This is a genomic window from Rhodococcus sp. 2H158 (assembly GCF_053764755.1).
In genome coordinates this window covers 129,446-148,839 of record NZ_JBSNCE010000007.1, presented here as the reverse complement: position 1 = coordinate 148,839, position 19,394 = coordinate 129,446, and the positions used below count along the sequence as shown (strand labels likewise).

General features: G+C 67.7%; 19 protein-coding genes. 6 read left to right on the top strand and 13 right to left on the bottom strand.

Features of this window, described 5'->3' with window-relative positions; genetic code table 11:
- Position 1: 1 nt before the first annotated feature.
- The gene (locus ACWPOB_RS08890) at positions 2–331 is read right to left on the bottom strand and encodes a hydrogenase maturation nickel metallochaperone HypA/HybF (RefSeq protein WP_100055087.1); all 330 of its coding nucleotides are present in this window, start codon (positions 329–331) and stop codon (positions 2–4) included.
- 72 nt (positions 332–403) lie between these two features.
- Positions 404–796 (bottom strand): ArsR/SmtB family transcription factor, encoded by a 393-nt coding sequence (locus tag ACWPOB_RS08885; RefSeq protein ID WP_100055086.1) that lies wholly within the window; start codon positions 794–796, stop codon positions 404–406.
- A gap of 163 nt (positions 797–959) precedes the next feature.
- Between ACWPOB_RS08885 and otsB the strand changes: the two genes are divergently transcribed.
- Both otsB and ACWPOB_RS08875 read left to right on the top strand, forming a co-directional pair.
- Positions 960–1,772 (top strand): trehalose-phosphatase, encoded by an 813-nt coding sequence (gene otsB / locus ACWPOB_RS08880; protein ID WP_455400624.1) that lies wholly within the window; start codon positions 960–962, stop codon positions 1,770–1,772.
- 37 nt (positions 1,773–1,809) lie between these two features.
- Positions 1,810–4,242, top strand: a complete 2,433-nt coding sequence (locus ACWPOB_RS08875) for a glycoside hydrolase family 65 protein (protein WP_100055085.1) — start codon at positions 1,810–1,812, stop codon at positions 4,240–4,242.
- An 84-nt stretch (positions 4,243–4,326) separates the two neighbouring features.
- Here ACWPOB_RS08875 and ACWPOB_RS08870 read toward each other — a convergent pair whose 3' ends face one another.
- Positions 4,327–4,836 (bottom strand): O-acetyl-ADP-ribose deacetylase, encoded by a 510-nt coding sequence (locus tag ACWPOB_RS08870; protein ID WP_100055084.1) that lies wholly within the window; start codon positions 4,834–4,836, stop codon positions 4,327–4,329.
- Positions 4,833–5,831, bottom strand: a complete 999-nt coding sequence (locus ACWPOB_RS08865) for an ADP-ribosylglycohydrolase family protein (RefSeq protein WP_455400583.1) — start codon at positions 5,829–5,831, stop codon at positions 4,833–4,835. Before ACWPOB_RS08865 ends, ACWPOB_RS08870 begins: the two co-directional genes overlap by 4 nt.
- A gap of 77 nt (positions 5,832–5,908) precedes the next feature.
- Here ACWPOB_RS08865 and ACWPOB_RS08860 point away from each other — a divergent pair, with 77 nt between their 5' ends.
- Entirely contained in the window at positions 5,909–6,589 is a 681-nt protein-coding gene (locus ACWPOB_RS08860; protein WP_455400582.1) for an NUDIX hydrolase, read from the top strand.
- 18 nt (positions 6,590–6,607) lie between these two features.
- On the opposite strand, the gene ACWPOB_RS08855 is transcribed toward ACWPOB_RS08860, so the two are convergent.
- The 3 genes from ACWPOB_RS08855 to ACWPOB_RS08845 all read right to left on the bottom strand — a co-directional run bounded on the left by ACWPOB_RS08855 (position 6,608) and on the right by ACWPOB_RS08845 (position 9,022).
- Entirely contained in the window at positions 6,608–7,015 is a 408-nt protein-coding gene (locus tag ACWPOB_RS08855; protein WP_006942012.1) for a hypothetical protein, read from the bottom strand.
- Between the two features lie 80 nt (positions 7,016–7,095).
- Positions 7,096–7,644 carry a GNAT family N-acetyltransferase gene (locus ACWPOB_RS08850; RefSeq protein ID WP_455400581.1) on the bottom strand — a complete coding sequence of 183 codons (549 nt, stop codon included), beginning with the start codon at positions 7,642–7,644 and terminating at the stop codon, positions 7,096–7,098.
- Positions 7,645–7,780: 136 nt separating this feature from the next.
- Complete coding sequence (locus tag ACWPOB_RS08845; RefSeq protein ID WP_455400580.1) at positions 7,781–9,022, bottom strand: oxygenase MpaB family protein; 1,242 nt, start codon at positions 9,020–9,022, stop codon at positions 7,781–7,783.
- 80 nt (positions 9,023–9,102) lie between these two features.
- On the opposite strand from ACWPOB_RS08845, the gene ACWPOB_RS08840 reads away from it, so the two are divergent.
- The 3 genes from ACWPOB_RS08840 to ACWPOB_RS08830 all read left to right on the top strand — a co-directional run bounded on the left by ACWPOB_RS08840 (position 9,103) and on the right by ACWPOB_RS08830 (position 11,629).
- Positions 9,103–9,702 (top strand): TetR/AcrR family transcriptional regulator, encoded by a 600-nt coding sequence (locus tag ACWPOB_RS08840; protein ID WP_455400579.1) that lies wholly within the window; start codon positions 9,103–9,105, stop codon positions 9,700–9,702.
- A gap of 603 nt (positions 9,703–10,305) precedes the next feature.
- Complete coding sequence (locus ACWPOB_RS08835) at positions 10,306–10,527, top strand: SRPBCC family protein (protein ID WP_100055080.1); 222 nt, start codon at positions 10,306–10,308, stop codon at positions 10,525–10,527.
- A 52-nt stretch (positions 10,528–10,579) separates the two neighbouring features.
- Positions 10,580–11,629 (top strand): nitroreductase/quinone reductase family protein, encoded by a 1,050-nt coding sequence (locus ACWPOB_RS08830; RefSeq protein WP_455400578.1) that lies wholly within the window; start codon positions 10,580–10,582, stop codon positions 11,627–11,629.
- Between the two features lie 115 nt (positions 11,630–11,744).
- Here ACWPOB_RS08830 and ACWPOB_RS08825 read toward each other — a convergent pair whose 3' ends face one another.
- From ACWPOB_RS08825 to ACWPOB_RS08800, 6 genes are all read right to left on the bottom strand, one after another.
- A complete protein-coding gene (locus ACWPOB_RS08825) occupies positions 11,745–12,410 on the bottom strand; it encodes a GAP family protein (protein ID WP_455400577.1) in 666 nt (221 codons plus the stop codon).
- A 677-nt stretch (positions 12,411–13,087) separates the two neighbouring features.
- Entirely contained in the window at positions 13,088–13,858 is a 771-nt protein-coding gene (locus ACWPOB_RS08820; RefSeq protein WP_455400576.1) for a dienelactone hydrolase family protein, read from the bottom strand.
- 548 nt (positions 13,859–14,406) lie between these two features.
- Positions 14,407–15,558: a zinc-binding dehydrogenase gene (locus ACWPOB_RS08815; RefSeq protein ID WP_100055077.1), complete on the bottom strand. Its 1,152-nt coding sequence runs from the start codon at positions 15,556–15,558 to the stop codon at positions 14,407–14,409.
- Positions 15,555–16,385 (bottom strand): N-acyl homoserine lactonase family protein, encoded by an 831-nt coding sequence (locus ACWPOB_RS08810; protein WP_455400575.1) that lies wholly within the window; start codon positions 16,383–16,385, stop codon positions 15,555–15,557. The genes ACWPOB_RS08815 and ACWPOB_RS08810 overlap by 4 nt, the downstream gene beginning before the upstream one ends.
- Before the next feature lie 10 nt (positions 16,386–16,395).
- Entirely contained in the window at positions 16,396–17,865 is a 1,470-nt protein-coding gene (locus ACWPOB_RS08805; RefSeq protein WP_455400574.1) for an aldehyde dehydrogenase family protein, read from the bottom strand.
- A gap of 34 nt (positions 17,866–17,899) precedes the next feature.
- Positions 17,900–19,225, bottom strand: a complete 1,326-nt coding sequence (locus ACWPOB_RS08800; protein ID WP_165038493.1) for an MFS transporter — start codon at positions 19,223–19,225, stop codon at positions 17,900–17,902.
- Positions 19,226–19,394 lie beyond the last annotated feature (169 nt).

Genomic DNA, 19,394 nt, shown 5'->3' with positions numbered 1-19,394 from the left:
TTCAGCTCACCTCCATCGACACGATGCGAAGCTCGCGGCCCGACCGCACTTCGACATCGGCACTTCCACAGGAACACAACAGGATCGGATCGAACACCGCGAACTCGGCCCCGCAGGCCCGACAGTGACCGACACCGGCGGGCGTCTCGATGTCCAACCGTGCACCTTCCGCGACGGTGCCCACCGTGACGAGTTCGAAGCAGAACAGCATCGAGTCGGGGATCACGGCACACAACGCTCCCACCGCGACGCGCACACTGTGCACGCGACGGTCACCGGCGCGCTCGCACACCGCGTCCACGACGCTCTGCGCGATCGACAATTCATGCATCGCGGCCCCACTCCGCCCACCTCACGGGCTCGTCTTCACGATAGGCCGCGGGTCCGCCCCGGGGACGCGGAATCAGATGCTTCCGCTGTCCGGGGCGGCGTGGTCACGGTCCGGGTGCGTGTGCCCGGCGTGCTGGTGGGTCGCGCCGATCGAATGCAGCAGCTCGTGGACCGTCTCGTCCACGAGGCGGTACCGCACCATACGACCCTCACGCTCCGCCGCCACCCAGCCCTGGTTGCGCAGCAGGCGCAGCGCGTGGGACACCGCGGTGCCGGTCATCTCCAGGGCTGCGGCAAGGTCCGTGACACAGATGCCCGGCGCGTGGTGCAGGCACAGCAACAAGCGCAGCCGGTTCACGTCGGACAACAGTTCGAAGCGGTGGGCCCACCGGTCGATGTCCGGCGTGTGCAGTGCCGCGACGGCGCGCTGCACGTCGGCGGGGTCGAAGATTGCGCCGGACGTCATGGCTGAAGTCTACGAACCCGCGGGCCGGCGTAGTGCCCACACCCGTACCGCGGGTGCGGACCGGACACCCCCCTCGTCCCACGACACGGTCCTACAGTGGAAGGGTAGACCGTGGCCGTGCCGCAGGCGCGGCGTCCGCCGCGCCACAGGGGGTGCTCCGATGATGGAGGAAACTTCGGTCCGCGATCTGCCTCGCGCGCTGGGGAACGAAAGCCTGACCCGCCGGCTGGCGGAGTGCCGGCCTGCGGTGTTCCTGGACTACGACGGAGTACTCACCCCGATCGTGCCGCGACCGGAGGACGCGGTGATCTCGGACGGCATGCGCACCGTGGTCCGGGAACTCGCGTCACGCTGCCCGGTATGCGTCGTCACCGGCCGGGACCGGGCGGTGGTGCAGCAGCTGATGGGTATCGACGACCTGGTGGTGGCCGGCAGCCACGGCTTCGACATCTGGACCCCGCAACGCGGCTCCGTCTCCGACGACCGGGTCGCCCGGTTCGCGGACCTCGTCGCGGCGGTGACCGACCGGCTCCGCACCGAGATCGGGGCAATCCCCGGTGCGCTGGTGGAGCCCAAACGGGCGTCGGTCGCCGTGCACTACCGGCTCGCCGAGCCCGCCGACCGGAACCGGATCGCGACGGTCGTGCAGGGGTTGCTCGCCGAGTACCGCGGCGAGCTGAAGGTCACCCCGGGGAAGATGGTGTACGAACTCGCGCCCGCCGTCGACTGGGACAAGGGCCGAGCCGTGCTGTACCTGATCGAGGTGCTCGACCTCGGCTCCGCCGACACGGTACCGGTGTACCTGGGCGACGACATCACCGACGAGGACGCCTTCCGGGCGCTGCGCGGACGTGGGATCGGCATCCTCGTCGGCCGGGCGGACGATCCGGAGATGGCAGGCCGGACCACGGCCGCCGAGTTCGTGCTCTCCTCCGTCGACGAGGTGGAGCGCTTTCTGACCGCACTGGCGCGGTGATCGCGGACCACGCCACGGGAGTCCGGGAGGGAACGTCGTGCAGGAGCCGAAGTTCGAGCTCGACTACGACCGGTTCGACAGCGCGTCGGAGGGACTGCGGGAGGCGCTGACCTCCACCGGGAACGGCTACTTCTGCACGCGCGGCACCGCCGAGTGGGAGGACATGAGCCCCATCCACTACCCCGGCACCTACGTGCACGGGATCTACAACCGCGAGACTACGATCATGGGCGGACGCCCGGTGCTCAACGAGGACCTGGTCAACGTGTCCAACTGGCTCGTCCTCAAGCTGCGCATCGAGGGCCAGGACGCGGTCCGGCTCGACAACGTCGACGTGCTGTCCTACCGGCACACCTACGACATCCGGCTCGCCACGGTGATGCGCGAGCTGCGGTTCCGGGACCGCTTCGGGCGGGAGACGACCCTGCGGAGCCGCCGCTTCGTGAGCATGGCCCACAGCCACCAGGCCGGGATCGAGTGGACGCTCGTCCCGGAGAACTGGTCGGGGCAGATCGAGGTGGTCTCCGCGCTGGACGGTCGCGTCACGAACCAGATCGTCGCCCGCTACCGGCAGCTCGAAGGCCGCCATCTGGATCCGGTGTCCCCGCGCACGTTCGGCACCGAGACGATCGCCCTGCGGGTACAGACCCGCCAGTCCGACATCTACGTCGCCGAGGCCGCACGCACCCGGGTCTTCCGCGGGGAAGGTTACGACGACGGACCCGTGGAGGTGGACCGCTCGCTGTACCAGATGGAGGACTACATCCAGCAGGTGCTCTGCTTCGACGTCGAGGAGGGCCGGCCGACACGCGTGGAGAAGATGGTCTCCTTGTTCACCTCCCGGGACAATGCGATCACCGAGGCGCTGGCCGCGTCCGGCCGGCACGTGCTGCGGTACCCCGACTTCGCCGCCGCGTACGCCGAGCACGAGGCGGCGTGGGACGAGCTGTGGGACATCTGCGACGTCCGGCTGCCCAGCGAGCCGCGCGCCCACCTGCTGCTGCGACTCCACGTGGCGCACGTGCTGCAGGTCTGTTCCCGGCACACGGCGCGGCACGACGTCGGGGTGCCGGCGCGAGGCCTCAACGGGGAGGCCTACCGGGGGCACGTGTTCTGGGACGAGATGTACATCTACCCCTTCCTGAACCTGCGGATGCCGGAGGTGACCCGGAGCCTGCTGCTCTACCGGTACCGACGGTTGTCGGAGGCCCAGGCCGCGGCCGAGGAGGCCGGGTACCGCGGTGCGATGTTCCCCTGGCAGAGCGGCAGCGACGGCACCGAGGAGACCCAGGCCGTCCATCTCAATCCCCTTTCCGGACAGTGGGATCCAGACCTCAGCCGCAATCAGCGGCACGTCAACGCGGCGATCTTCTACAACGTGTGGCGTTTCCTGCAGGCGACCGACGACACGGAGTTCCTGGCCGACTACGGCGCCGAGCTCATGCTCGAGATCGCCCGCTTCTGGGCGTCGACCGCCCACTTCAACCCCGAGCGCGAACGCTACGAGATCCACGGCGTGATGGGGCCGGACGAGTTCCACGAGCGCCATCCCGGCGCGGCCGAGGACGGACTGCGCAACAACGCCTACACCAATGTCATGGTGGCCTGGATCATGGCGACGGTGCCGTCGGTGCTCGACTCGCTCTCGGCCAGCCGCCGCAGCGCCCTGCTCGCCCAGCTCGCGGTGACCGACGAGGAGCTGCACACGTGGGACGACATGAGCCGGCGGATGTTCGTGCCCTTCCACGAGGGGGTCATCAGCCAGTTCGAGGGCTACGACGAGCTCGAGGAGCTCGATTGGGAGCACTACCGTGCCGCCTACCCCAACATCCAGCGGCTCGATCGCATCCTCCGGGCGGAGGGCGAGGATCCGAACCGGTTCAAGATGGCCAAGCAGGCCGACACGGTGATGCTGTTCTTCCTGTTCGACGACGACGAGCTACACGCGACGTTCGAGCGGCTGGGTTATCCGTACGACCAGGATCTGGCCCGGCGCACCATCGAGTACTACGACCAACGGACCTCGCACGGGTCGACGCTCAGCCACGTCACGTTCGCCGGCGTGCTCGCCGACATCCACCCGCCCAGTTCGTGGGAGCGCTTCATGGTGGCCCTCGAGAGCGACGTCAGTGACATCCAGGGCGGAACCACCAAGGAAGGCATCCACATGGGGGTCATGTCCGGCACACTGGACCTGCTGCAGAGCAGCTTCGTCGGGGCCCGGGTCTACAAGGGCGTGCTGCTGTTCCGGCCCCGGCTGGTGGACCGGCTCGACGGCGTGTCCTTCTCGATCCGGTTCCGGGGCACGCCACTGCGGGTGCGCATCGTCGGCAACGAGTTGACCGTGCTCGCTCAGCCCGAAGGGTTCCACGGCCCCGTCCGGGTGGGTCTCGACGGCCAGGTGTGCGAACTCGGGGCCGGGGAAAGTTGTGTGTTCACCCTGCCGTCGCAGGAACCGTCGATGTCCTGAGCGCCGCAGGATCACCGTGGCCGAATGTCACACGGGTTCGATCTGATCGAACCGCTGTGACATTCGGCCGCCGGCTCCAGCGCCTTACGGCAACGTGCGGCGCATCAGTTCGGCGACGCTCCGGTCGTACGCGACGAGCGTGACGATCTCGACCGCGGTCCGGGCGGCGGTCAGGGCGGCGACCGCCTGCCGGATCGCGTCTTCCTTCGGCCAGCCGTAGGCGCCGGCGGAGATCAACGGGAACGCGACGGTCCGGGCGCCGAGGGTGTCGGCGACGGCGAGGCTGCGGGTGTACGCCGACCGCAGCAGGTGCGAGCGGTCCTCGTGAGGCGAGTAGATCGGCCCGACGGTGTGGATCACCCAGCGCGCCGGGAGCTTTCCTGCGGTGGTGGCCACCGCCGCGCCCACCTCCAGACCGTTGGGCAGCGTCGTCGCGCGCAGGGCCTTGCAGGCGGCGAGGATCTCCGGACCGCCCGCGTGGTGAATCGCGCCGTCGACTCCGCCGCCGCCGAGGAGGGAGGACTTGGCGGCGTTGACGATCGCGTCGACGCGCTGGGTGGTGATGTCGCCGTGGACGACGTCGATCAGGGTCACGATTGCTCCTGGAATCCGGTGGAGTGAGTGGAGACGGCGGCGCGGCGGTCGTATCCCTTCCGCGCGGCCGCCGTGGCCAGATGGATCAGGTCGTGCGCGGTGTGCCCGGGCCAGCCGTGCAGGATGCACCGCCAACGATCGGGGACCGCCGAGGCTCCCCAGCGGGCGCCGAGCAGTCCGCCCGCGATGGCGGCGGTGGTGTCGGTGTCACCGCCGGCGCGGACCGCCGCCTCGAGGGCACGCCGCAGGTGTCCGGCGTCGGAATCGTCGGTGGTGTTGATCGCCCACCACGCGGTCTGCAGGGCGTGGACGGTCCATCCGTTGTTCGCGAAGTCGTCGGGCGAGCCGTGCTCGGCCCGGTCGAGCAGCGGAGCCCAGTAACCGGCGACGTCGGCGGGGCAGACCTGCAGGTAGCCGCGGACACCGTCGAAGGTGCCGTGCAGGACGGCGTGGCGGATCGCGTACGTCCACAGTCGGCAGGCCTGAACCGCCTGGGGGTCGTCGTGGGTCAGCAGCGCCACCTCCCCGGCGGCGGCGACGGCAGCGTCCGCGTCGCCCGAGCCGAGATAGGACAGGGCGACCGGGGCGGTCCGCATCAGGGCGCCGTTGCCGCCCTTGCGACCGGTCAGCGCGCGGGCGCGGGCCTGCATCGCCGCGGCGCCGGCGGGGCGATGCTCGAGCACCGCGCGGGTCTGGTTGCCGATGTCCTTCGGGCCCGAGTCGAACCATCGCACGAAGTGCGCGGCCACCGCGTCGAGACCTGCAGCGCCGCCGAGGTCGACGCCTGTGGCCGCGACCTCGGCGACGGCGACGGCCATCGCGGTGTCGTCGGTCCACTCCCCCGGTTCCCAGCCGAACACGCCACCGCCGATCATGTCGATCACCGCGTCGGCGGTGGGATGAGTGAACTCGTAGCCGGCACCGAGGGCATCCCCCGCCGCCGTCGCGAGAAGCACCCCCACCGCCCGGTCGCACTGCTGCGCCGTCAACGCCATTTCCCGCTCCCTCCGCCAGACCATTTCGATCAAATCTGCGCTATCAATTTAGATCAAAATCACGCTAAAGTGCAACCGTGAGCGACTGGACGGACGGGGCGGGCCGGAAGCTGGCCGAGTACCCGCACCCATCGACCGCGGTGGACATCGCCGTGCTGACCTACTCCGACGGCGAACTGCGAGTGCTGGTGGTCGAGCACAGTCTCGGAGACCTCGCCCTGCCCGGCACCTTCCTCCACGAACGCGAACGCGCTGCCGACGCCGCCCGACGCGCACTGCGCGACAAGTCGAGCCTCACCGGCATCCGGTTCCATCAGATCGGCGCGTTCGACGCTCCCGACCGGGACCCGCGCGGATGGGTGATCTCGATCGCCCACGCCGCGGCGTTGCCCCGCAAGGACCTTCCGGGCGACGCCCACCTCGTGTGCGTGCGCGACGGAAAGACCGAGCAGCCGTTGGCCTTCGACCATGCCGAGATGGTGGAGGCGGCCGTCGCGGATCTGCGAACCCGCTACGCGCAGTGCGTGGATCCCGACGGACTGCTCGGCGACGAGTTCACCGTCCTCGAACTGCGGCGTCTGTACGAGGTGATATTCGGCCTTCCGCTGCAGAAGGATTCGTTCCGCCGCCACGTGGTCGACGCTCTCGTCAGCACCGGGCGCATGTCGAGTCCGGGCGCCGGCCGGCCGGCGGAACTGTTCCGCCGCAAGGACGGCGCGCGGCTGCCGGCTCAGGCAGCGGTGTTGTTCACCGGCTGATATGCCCGCGGGGCGGATTCAGAGGATCGGGTAGACGAAGTGTCCCGGCCCGCCGCCCGGCAGACTCGAACCCGTGACGTTCGGCAGGTTGGCCGGCAGCCGGATCAGCTTGTGCGGCTGTCCGTTCTGGTCTGCCTGCCAGCAGTCGGTGGTCACGCCGTGGAATCCGACGCAGACGATCCGGGTGCCGGTGCCGAACGGTGACGTGAGCCGATTCCGGTTCACCAGCGGATTCCAGTAGTCGAGGTCCGCGGGGGTGAGGAAGTCCTTGGTCTCGAACGGCACCATCGGTGTCGGATAGGACGGAATCTCGGGCCACTCGTCCTGGGCCGCTGCCGGACCGGACGCACCGAGGACGGCGGCGGCCGTCAGCAGCAGCGTGGCTCCCGCTCGCCGGGCATGGCGGCCGATACGGTTGCTCGTCATCTCGCCTCCTCGCGGAACTCGTCCGACCATGGAAGCACGTCGCCGCCGCCAGCGCCGGGTGCCGCGCGGAGACGGACCGGTCAGCCGAGCCGCTTGTGGTAGACGACGACGTCGCATGGGACCGCGAGCAGCGGGACCAGTTCGGGGTACATGTCCTCGGGCCCGTCCGTCCGCACCGGCACGTAACCCATTCGCGGATACCACTGCGACAGGAACACCTTCGACGGGTGCTCGAATTCTCTCGGCTGGATGACCTCGAGCTGCATGATCTCGCTCCCGAGCCGTGCCGCATGGGCCTCGGCGAACCGCACGAGGGCACGGCCGATGCCGACGCCCCGCACCTCCGGATCGGCAGCGAGCATTCCGAACTCGGCGATGCGGGCGTCGAGCTGCACCACCTTCACGCAGCCCACGATCCGGTCGCCGAGCCACGCGACGAAGAGCCGGCCGGCACCGGCCAGCTCGGCGATCTCGCTCGCCGAGGTCCGGGTGGCTCCCTCCGGCCACATGCCTTCCTCGGCGACCGCATAGACGGCATTGACGAGGTCGGCGACCACCTTGGCCGTGTCGTCACTGCCGTCGGACGGGCGCACAAGGGGCCCGATGTTCAGCTTTCCAGAGTCCGTCAACGTCGTTCACCCGCTCCACTCGACGACCGCCGACCCCATCTCCTGGAGACCGGCGGTCCGGCTTGCCGGGACAAGCCTAGCGGCCGGGACGACGCGACCGATCCGGCTCCCCGGCACATGGGCGGGCGGGAAAAGCTCAGCCGGGCAGCGCGCCGACGGCGGGCCTCGACGCCCCGAACTTCGAGGCGAGTTCGCGCCGTGCGGCCCGGTCGCCGAACCGCTCGAGGAACCGCCTCCCGGTGCGCGTGCGTGCGACCACTGTGGAGAGGACGACGTTCTTGACCACCACCGGCGGAACGGCCCATGCCGGGGTGACGGGCAAATCCAGCTCACGCAGGCTCTGCGCGCCGAGGAAGTACCGGAGCATGCTCAGCAGGCGCTGCCGCTCGTACCGGCCGCGCACGTCGCCGAACCGGCCGTAGTCGAGGGTGCGCTGGCCCTCCACGAGGGCCCCGGACAGCGCGGCACCCGCGGGCGTGACGTCGTCCTGCACCAACAGCACGTGGTAGTTGAACACGTGCTGCTCGCGTTCGGTGTCGAACAGCCAGTCCTCGTCGATGCCCATGAGCCATCCGACGTATTTCCACAGGTGCATCACCGCCCGGGACTCCTCACGGGTGACGAAGTAACCGAGAGCCCGCATGCCGAGCAGCAGCGTGCCGTTGAACAGTCCCAGGGTTGCCGCCTGGTCGGTCTGGTTGATCGGCAGACCCCAGCGCTCGATGTCCCATCGACCGTTGGTCTCGAACTGGTGGTTGATCAACGCATGCATCGCGCGCACGTGCACAGTGAGCTTGAATCCCTCACCGTGCCGGCGCATTCCACCGGGCTCGCCGACCGCCGTTCCCCACTTCTGGGTTTCGCCGAGGCGTCGCATCGCGGTCGAGCCGGTCAGGCCCCCGGTCTCGACCAGCAGATCCGGCGGCCCACCGAACCGGTAGCCGCCGATGAGCGACAACTGGAGCAGCACGTCGATGCGGCTGCGGCCCATCCTGCGGAAGGCCCGGCCCCCCTTCTCCACCAGGTCGAAGTCCACCCGCTCCGGGACATGATCGACCACGGCGAAGAACCGTCGCAGTGCGTCCGGGGCGTCCGGTACCGCGTCGATGCCGTGCTCGAGCGCCCGATGGAACTGCGCCATGGTCACCCGCTCGGAGTCCGTCCGGGGGCGGCGCATCGCGCGCACCAGGTCCGCGCCCACCTCGTCGCGGGCGAACATCCGGCGGCCGATCCGATCGAGCAGTTCCTCGTCGACGGCGCCGATCCGCGCGTAGGCGCGCAGAGGGCGCCCGATGCGCTCGTTTCTGGGTCGGATGCCTGCGTACCGGTGCGGGTAACACACCGCCTGCGGGTCCTGTCGAATCTCCTGTGCCACCATGGGCCGATGCTTACACGAGCAAATACTCGCGTTCAATTCGCATCCGGACGGTGCCGATGAGGCCGGCGGAGCAGGGCCGAATGCGCCGGGTACCGCAGCAGCGCCGCTCGCAGGAGATGGTCGAACGCATCGTCGCCGCCGGCCGGGAGGTCCTGCTCACCGACGGATACGAGGGCGCCTCCACCAATCGGATCGCCGCCGCGGCGGGCATCAGCCCCGGATCGCTGTACCAGTACTTCCCCGGCAAGGACGCCATCGTGGCCGAAGTCGTCGACCGCTGGACCGAGGAGGTGCAGGCTCGCATTTCGCACGTGTTCACCAGTGCGCTCGACGCCCCCACCTGGACCGAATCGGTGCGAACCAACATGCGGGTGCTGCTCGAGGCACTCGGCGAGAACCCCCGCCTGCTGCGTGTGCTCATCGAGCAACTCCCCCGCACGCCGGACAGCCGGCTGGTCGCGTTCGAACACCGCATCGATGCGCTGCTGGCCATGTGGCTGCGCTTCAATCCCAGCCGGCGCCCGATCGAGCATCCCGAGGCCATCGCGTGGATGCTCGTCCGCACCGTCGAGAACGTCGCGGTCGGCTACGTGCTCGATCAGCCGCCCATCGAGCCGGGCGTCATCGCGGACCAGCTGACGGCCATGATCACCGCCTACCTCAAGGAAATGCTGGCCTGACATTCGACACCTCGCCCGCTTGTCCTCGACCGATCAGGCAGCTGAATGAAACCGGACCGAGTTCGATGCGGTTCGATGCCCCTCGGGGTCGACACAGGAAACGTGCCCGGACCGGCGAAGTCGAGGTCGGATACGTGCAGGACACCGGTAGGCCCGTCGCGACGACGCGCGAATGTTCCGATCGGCGCCATGGCCACCAAAGCCGAGGAGCTGCACGTGTCGGTGAGCACACTCGACCGGTGGGTCGCCGGCTATCAGTCGGCAGGTGTTGCCGGATCGGCCGATAGCCGCATCCGCAGTCGGTATGCCGTTAATGTGGATCCACCGCGGGACGCGGCGTGCGTGCGGGTGCTGGACCGGTATGTCGCCGCGTCCACGTCGACGCGCCGGTCACGGCTGCCACCTCGGGGCGTGCGACCCCGATGGTCGAGGACTGCAAGCTGCGCCTCGCCGGCGAACAGTACCGATTCGGAGGATATGAACCCGCGACCACACCGCTGCGCCCCAGTAGTTCGCCGAGTTCTTCTGCGAACTACTGGAGTTGCCGGCCGTATCATTCGAGGTAGTTTCCCAAGCATCCGAGAAGGTCGACGGGAGAGCACCATGGCGACCATCACCGGGGAGATCCTCATCCACCGGCCGGTTGAGGAAGTGTTCGACGTCGTCGTAGACGAGCGCAACGAACCTGCCTACAACCCGCGGATGCTACGTGCGAACAAGCTCACCGATGGGTTGATCGGTGTCGGCACCTGCTTCCGCTGCACAGTGACGTCCCCGTCGCAGCCGCCGGTACCCGGATGCCGAAGGCATCGTGGTGACCGGTGAGCAATCGGCCCCGCGGCCGCACCCCGCGCCCGCCCCGACGACCGCGTCAGCGATGCTGATCGATGAGTTCCTACCGCACTACGACTACTCCATCGCACACGCCGACATCGTCCGCGCCCACCCCCGATCGTGCTACCGCGCCGCGCGTCAGCTCGACCTGTTCCAGGCCCCGCTGATCCGGACGCTCATCGGTCTGCGCGCCCTCCCGCAACGCCTCATCGCGCACCGGACCGGCCCGGGAGTAGCTGCCGCCGCTGCGCCGACCTTCCGGCTCGCGGACATGACCGACCATGGCTGGGTTCTGCTCGCAGAAGCACCGAATCTCGAGATGGTCCTCGGCCAGATCGGTCGCCCGTGGGCGGCTGCCGACGCCTCGTCCGGTCCGAACGTCAGCCCGGACGGCTTCGCCACCTTCGAAGAGCCGGGCTTTGCCAAGATCGTGCTCAACCTCAGAGTCGCCCCATACGGCGCCGAGTCGTCGATTCTCACAGTAGAAACACGCGTCGCCGTGACCGATGCGGAGAGCAGACGGCGGTTCGGCCGCTACTGGACCGTCGTCGGTCCCTTCAGCGGCCTGATCCGCCGGAGCGCCTTACGACTGCTCGCCACCGAGTTGCGCAACTCCGATTCGAACGACCACACGAACAGTGCTGCCCGGCGCGTCGAACGGCTCGAGACACGCATCGAACACGTCGTCGACACCCGTTCGGTCGGGATCGGGGCGTGGCTCATCCGACGGACCCGGGGCCGGATCGTGCGTCCGTGGCACCGCCGAGCGCTCATCCTCACCACCCGCGGGCGACGCTCCGGCCTGCCGCGCACGGTTCTACTGCAGTACTTCCCGGACGGCCCAGACCTGATAGTCGTCGCAGCGAACAGCGGGCTGCCAACTCATCCGGGCTGGTATTTCAACCTCAAAGCCGACCCCCAGGCCCAGGTCGAGGTCGACGGCGAGACGAAACAGGTTCGCGCCGAAGAGCTGACACCCCAGCAGGCAGCCGCGTTCTGGCCCCGGATACTGCAGACCGCCCCCGACTATGCCAGGTATCTTCGCCGCACCGATCGCGTACTTCCGCTCCTACGTCTCATCCAAACCGTCTAGCGCAAACCCGTAACTCGCCACCGTGGAGACCACCACCGCAGTGCAGAATTGCCGACGTCGTTGCATCGATCCGGCGGCAACAAGCCTGCCGACGACGGAGCTTCAGGGCAGGCGTCTACAGCCCGGCGATCCCGTTGCCGATCAGAAGCACGCCCAGAATCAGCAGGACCGCCGCCATGATCGCCGCGTGGTGCCGGGTCATCCACTCATCGGCCACGGCGAGCGCGCGATCAGCGCGGTCGGTGAACACGCCCCGAATCACGGCCGGGGCGGCCACGCCCAGGCTCGCCACGACCGTGAAGACAACCAGCGCCACGACCTGCTCGAGCACCCGCGCAGTCGCGTCCGCGATGACCGCTGCGCCGGCCGCGACCAGGGCGAGGTTCTTCGGATTCGCCGCCGCAAACAGAAACCCCAGACGCAGAGCCCGTCGAGCGGTCATGGTCTGTGCGGCCGCCATCCACCCTGGCACGGTGGACTCCTCTCCGACCTGCGGCCGCGCCCGCCACTTCCGGACAGCCATCAGGACCAGCACGATCCCGAGCGCGAGTTTCACAGCACCGGCCCACCAGGTGGGCTCGTCGGCCAGCATGACCACATCCGCCACCGCGAGCACCACGGCGCCCACGACGAGCAGGCCCGCAACCCAGCCACCGACGAAGGCGTACGACACGCTCACCGGCCGCTTGGTGACCAGGAGCACCGACAGCATCACCATCGGCATCGCGGCCAGCAGCAGGCCGACCGCGATCGGTAGGGACTGCCCGATCGCGCCTATCACGAGTCACCCCTCGGAGTACCGATCATCGACGAAGGGTAGTCGCCTCAGCTATCCGGTGGGGACGGCACAGGCACGCGATCTTCTCCGGCCCCTGAGGATAGGGACTTGTTCGCAGGCGCAGCCAACAGGCCCTACCGGGACGGATGCCCTCTCAGGGATCCAACGTGGAGTTCCGACAAGATCGCGAGGATCCCTTCGCGACAAGGCCCGGGAAGACCCGAACGGCGGAGTCGATCATCGGACCTGACACGTCATTCCTGCCCACCAGTCGAGGAAGGCCGACGCCGCGCTCGGCGCCACGAGCGTCGACGACCCCGCGATCAGTTCCCTCGTCTCCGTCTTCTGGCGCGATTCGGGCGGTCAGCACTGGGCCGCATCGGTCGGCGCGAACCGTTCCGGATCGAGCGAGCCGAACGTCTGCACACCCACCACGTCGCGCCCAGGATTGGTCTCGGTCGCCTTCATCCCGCCCGTACGGCGGCCGCAGCCCCGCCGGCCGGTTTTCTCCCCTCGCCCCGGCGGGGCCTCTCCTTCCGAGCCGTCACCGGCCGTCGAGTAGGGCACGGCATCTGCTGCCGCATCCCGAGTACCGGGACCCGCAGCGCCGCTCCTACCGACTCGGCGCAGCCACCCTGCGCCCGAACATCGCGTTCGATACCGCTCTACTCCCCGCGCGCTCACCTCGCAGTTGCCAGAAAATCCAGAACCCGCCGCCACGCATCATCACACTCGTTCACGAACTCTCCATGCCGGCGGTCGAAGAACGAGTGCGGCGTACCTGGATAGGTGACGAACTCATGTTCGACGCCGTGGCGCGACAACGCCGCGTCGAAGCGGTCGATCATCTCAGGCGTGATACTCGGATCCGCTCCGCCGAACAGAGCAAGAATCGGCCCGGACATGCCGGCCCCTCGGTCCTCCGGCGACGGAAAAACTCCCAGACGAGTGCCGTCCAGCCCACCGTAGAACGCCACTGCACCGTCGAGCGCCAACTGTGGATTCGCCGTGCCGAGGTACGACTGCGACCCGCCAAAACAGAATCCGACAGTGACCACGCGGCGAGCACCCAGCGTCGACCTCAGATGGTCGACGGCCGCCGCGACATCCGCCTGGACCTGTTCGGGTGTGGTGCGCCCGATGTGACTCATGAAATCGAAGTCCTCGCTGCGCTCCCCCGTACCCGCGGTCCTACCGAAGTAGTCGATGGCGACAGCATGGTGCCCGACCGAGGCGAACCGAACCGTCAATTGCCGGTAGTACTCGAACAGTCCTCGGACATCCGGCAGCACCACGACCGCGGTCTCGACCGCCGACTGTGCACGGGATACGAATGCGCGGAAGCTTCCGTCGCCTTCGCCCAGAATCAGATCGTAGGACTCGACATCAGAGATACCGGACGTAACGCCCTCGGGGATGGCCGGAGGAATCGCGGTAGGATCGAAACACATAAGACACTATTATATATAGACAGGGGCGAGGCGGCAGCATTGACCAGGCTCATCGAAAGTGGATCTGGCGCGCATTTCGCGGTTCTGTTGTGAGGCTTCGTCATACGGTGTGGATGACGCGTTTACGGAACAGCGAAGGAGCCAAGACAGTTCGCCGTCGCGGCTGACGGCGCTCATCCAGGCGGCGCGGTCACCTCCACGGCGATCGGTCATGACCTCGGCGAAGTCCCGGACCAAGCCTCCAGTGGCAGCCGGGGCGGGACTGCGTTCCCGAGCCCGTCTGGGGCGATTTCCCGTTCGCGGGTGCGCATCACCAGAGGCAGTTCGGACCCCAACTCAGGCTCGGGCGGTTGCAAGGCGGGGGTCTCGAGGTCGGTGTCGGCGGCGGGCGGGCATTCTGGATGAGCGCCATCAGCTTCGCGGTGACCTACAAGCACCGGGTAGTGCCCCACACTGCGCCCGTTGCCCTTGCACCACCAAGCGCCGCCACGCCCAGCAGCAGGAGTATTCGTGGAACGAACGCTCCGAGGTTCAAACGGATACCACTGTCATCCGTCGAGCCCTGCGATTCCGCTCCCATTGGGGAGGATTACCGGCTTTATCTCGGTCAGACCCTGCATCCCCCGGAGAGCATCGGTGACCTTTTCGAGTCCGAATCGATTGGACAGCATGCGATCGAAATCGAACTTGTCCTGGGTTGCACTCATGAACTGAAGCGCACGCCAGTATTCTGCCTCCGATGCCGAGAATGACCCGATCACATTGATATTGCCGCGGGTGATTGCGGTCGGCTCGAACTCCACGGTGTGGGGTCCGACCTGGCCGGCGACGAGAAATCGTCCACCTCGACGCGCCATTGCCAACCCCTCACCGAATGCGGTCCGGGCACCGGAGAACTCCATCACGACCTCTGCCCCGGCACCCTCGGTGAGCTCCTTGATCGCCTCTACCCGCGCCTCGGGGTCGGGGCGCCCCGAAACGGAGATGGTGTCCGTCGCTCCCCATGCTCGCGCCAGCTCCAGCCGATCGGCGGGATCTCCGATCACGATGACCCGGGTAGCGCCCAGATGCGAGGCCACCGCAGTCGCGAACAGGCCGAGCGGACCGGCGCCTTGGATCACCACGGTCTGCCAGGACTGCAGCGGACCGAGCTGATCGAATGCCTTGATCACCGTGCGGAGCGCGCAGCTCGACGCCGACGCCCATTCGGACTTCACATTTGCCGGGATCTTGATCTTGCGCGAGGTGGGATAGACGTAGCAGTAGTCTGCGAATCCCCCGACGAGGTAGGGGAACCTCTCGCAGTTGACTCCATAATTGCTGCGGTTGGGACACAGGTTCGGCTGGTTTGCGACGGTACAGTGATAGCAGCTGCCGCACCGTCCCTGGGTGAACACGATCCGGTCACCCGGCACAAGTGGGGCTCCGACAACGTCGGTGGTGCCATCCGGGCCCAGCGCCACCACGGTGCCGGCCATCTCGTGGCCCGGAATGATCGGCAGTTCCAGTGGCCGGATCGCAGACAGCGAGCCGTCCCACAGGTGAACGTCGCTGCCGCACACCGTTGCCGCGTCGATCCTGACCAATACTGCTCCGGCTTCGAGTTCGGGGACGGCGACCTCCCGCACCTCGAGTGGTTCGTTGAAGGCCGTCACCACTGCGGCCCGTGCGGTCCGGGGAACCTCGAGGTTCGTCGTCATCGCGCTGCCCTTTCCAGATTGTCGTGTTCCACCGGATGCGCGATCACGGCGGTGAGGTCGAAGCAGTCCTTCTCAACCTCGGCGAAGGTCTGGCTCACCCGGGGGTCGTGACCGGGGATCACCACCGTTCCCTTGCGGCCGTTCAGGTTCCGAAGCTGCTCGTAACCGGCGAACATGTCCTCGAGATTGTGGAACATGGCGAACGGACGGTCGGTCTCGTACTCCTCGGCGAAGTGGGCGGCGTCCGAAGCCAGCACCACCTTCCCCGAGGTCGCCGATATCTCGACGAGCATCTGCCCGGGGGTGTGCCCGCCGATCGTCCACGCCTCGATGCCCGGCAACACTTCCGTGCGGGTGTCGACGAAGCGGAATCGTCCATCCCGAGCGAAGTTCTGGATCATCGTACGTTCCTCTTCCTCGACCACCCAGCAGGTCGGGAACCGGTTCGCGTAGGGCCCGGTTATCCAGTCGAACTCCGTACGAGCAAGGGTGAACTCGGCGTTCGGAAAGAGGCCGATGTTCCCGACGTGGTCGTAATGGGCGTGCGAGATCACGACGTGGTCGACCTCGCCCGCGGCGACACCCATCCGGGAGAGCAGCGCGAGGGGATTGGTCCCGACGTACCGACCCTTCCGCGCGGCGCGGTCGGTGTCGTACCCGCAGTCGACAAGAACGGTCTTGTTGCCGCTCTTCAGCAGCCAGAAGGACCAGTCCACGTGCTGTTCGGCATCCGGCTGCCCGGACAGGTGGTGGCCGTAGAAGTACGAGGAACGCTTGCCGACGCTCCGGGCGTAGCGAAGCGCGTGAACCGAATACTGGTCGGACATGGCTACCTCCCTACTTGACCGGCCACTGGATGTGGACCGGCTCGAGGAACTCTCGGATTCCCCCCTCGCCGAACTCCCGCCCGATGCCGCTGTTCTTCCAGCCACCGTTCGGGGCGTCCGGCCGCTTCGGACCGCCGCCGTTGATCGACACCTGCCCGACGTCGAGCCGCGGCGCCAGCTCCATCGCCTCGTCGTGGGGTCCCCACACGGTGGCATGCAGTCCGAAGGTGGAGTCGTTGGCGATGGCCACCGCCTCGTCGATCGTGTCGTAGGTCTGCACGCTGGCGACCGGACCGAAGATCTCCTCCTGGTTGCAGCGGGCGTCGTTGCCGAGTCCGCCGATCAGGGTGGGCGGTACCCACCATCCCGCGCCCTGCGGCTCGTGACCGCGGGCCAGCACCGTGCCCCCGTCGCTGAGCGCGTTGTCGATGTGGCCGAGCACGCTCGCGCGATGGCGTTCGCTGATGACCGGTCCGACCAGTGTCCGGGTGTCCCAGGGATCGCCCACCGGAACCGACTCGAAGTAGGCGCGGCTGGCCGCGAGGAAGGCGTCGAGTTGTGCTCGGTGCAGCAGGATTCGCGTCGGCGATGCACATCCCTGCCCGGCGTTGCGCAGGTATCGGGAGTGGATCGGCTCGACGACCGACTCGGCGTCCGCGGAGGGCAGCACGATCGCAGCGGACTTGCCGCCGAGCTCGAGCACGACGTCCCGCAGACCTTCCGCTGCGGTCGCCATGACCGCCCTACCCGCCGGGACGGAGCCGGTGAAACTGACCTTGGCCACCTCGGGCCGCGAGATCAGGTGCTGCGCGGCGTCGACTCCACCCGCCAGGACACTCACCGAGGACTCGGGCCAGCCGGCTTGCTGAACGTAGCGGCCGAAATTGAGGATGCCCAGTGGCGCGTTCGGCGACGACAGCAGAATACTCGGGCACCCGGCTGCGTACGCGGCGCCGACCTTGATCGCGGCGAAGAGCAAGGGATAGTTGTAGGCGGCGATCCCGGCGATGACCCCCGCCGGGCGATAGATCACCTTCGAATCGCTGGCCGGATGACCGGGGAACACCCCGAGGTGTTCGGTGCGATCGATCAGCGTGGCCTGCGCCATCCACCGCAGCACACTGATGGGGGTGTCCACGTGGAGGCCCTGGGCGGTGGAGACCGGGGTGCCGATTTCGTTCACCGATACTGCGAGGAGCTCGTCGGCGCGCGCTTCGAACACATCCGCCAGCCGGTCCAGCGCGGCCGAGCGCTCCTTGGCGTCACCCATCTCGTCGCGGTCCAGTCCGGCGCGGGCGATCGCCGCGGCACGGTCGATCTGGGCGAGACTCGCCTCCGCCACCTCGGCGACCACCTCCTCGGTGGCCGGGTTGTACACCGGGAAGTCGGGCCCCTGGCCGCGCTCGAAGGTGCCGCCGATTCTCAGGTCGAGTTCCTGGTCGACGCAGGTGGACCGGGCCGGGTGCAACGAGCTGCTCATCTGCCTTTTCCTTTTGTTGTGTGACTCGCGGGGATCAAGCCGTCGCGGGCACGGATTCGGTGGCGGGTTCGGCCTCTCGCGTGGCCGCCAGCAGGTGCCGGGTGTTCTTCCAGAGGGCAACGGTAAGCACGAAGGAGATCGCGAACAACAGCGATGCTGCGAGGTACATCGTTTTGCCGCTGACCAAGGTGATCGCGTAGCCGGCCACGATCGGGGCGAGGATGGAGCCGAACCGGCTGATGCCGTACATGTAGCCGAGTCCCTTACCTCGTAGCTTCACCGGGTAGAGCTGCGGCGCAGCGGACACGTAGGCGGTCATCGAGGCGAATGCCGCGAATCCGAGAACCGTGGCGGCGCCCATCGCGATGCCCCCCTCCATCGTCATCGCGAACACGAGCTGGGAGACGATTGCGATCCCGAGAAAGATCCAGCCGAGTTTGGGGGCAGCGACTCGAATGCCGATGATGCCGAAAGTGATTGCGCCGATCATCGCGCCGACGCTGATCAGGGTGCCGACCGTGGTTCCGACGTCGGCACTGCCGCTCTCGTTGGCGATCAACTGCGGGGTCCAGGATGCGACGAAGTAGTAGGCGGCGGTGAGGATCGCGTAGGCCGACCACAGCAACAGCGAACGCTTGCGGAACACGCTGTCGAGCAACGAGGCCTTCGTCTCGACACTCGTCTCCACCGGGTCGACCGGTGCCTTCGCGTCCGGATCGACATCCTCGAGACCCATGCGATCCGCGATCTTCGCGATGCGCCGCTTCGCATCGGGAGTCCCCTGCGCGACCAGGAAAGACAGCGACTCGGGCATCAGGGCGACGATGTACACCAGGATCACCGCGGTCAGGGCCGCGCCGGCCCAGAAGAACACCTGCCACGCCCCACCGAACGCGTTCACCAGCGACAGTCCAATGATCCCACCCCCGATCGTTCCGATCGAGAAGCCGATCGTGACCAGGCCAGCCGCGAGATTCCGCTTGTCCGCGGCCGCGTACTCCTGAGCGATCAAGATGCTCAGGGTCGCCAACACGCCGACCGCGACCCCGGTGAAGAAGCGAGTCACGAACATCACCTCGACGTTCGGTGCAAGCGCGGTTCCGATCATTGCGACCAGGTTGAGTGCCACGCCTGCGATCAGCAGGGTACGACGGCCGAGCCGGTCGGCCATCGGGGCGACCAAGATGGCACCGACGGCCATTCCGATCAGCCCGGTGCTGATCAGCCAGCCCTTCACCGCGGACGACGCGAACCCGTCCGGTAGGTGCGGCAACGCGAATCCGACTACAGAGAGGTCATAGCCGTCTGCCAGGTTGCAGAGCAAGGCCCCGAAGATCACCAGGTACTGACGGAATGTCATGCGGCTGTTAGCCACTGCGGACGTGACGTCCATATTCTCGCCCTTCCAGCAGAGAGTCAAAAGTATCGATCGCCCAAGCCTGTGGACACCACCGGAGTGCGATTAGAATATATCCTCTATTGTTTTTCGCGGTGTGTCAAGGCTCACTCTCCACTCTGGATCAGGTGCA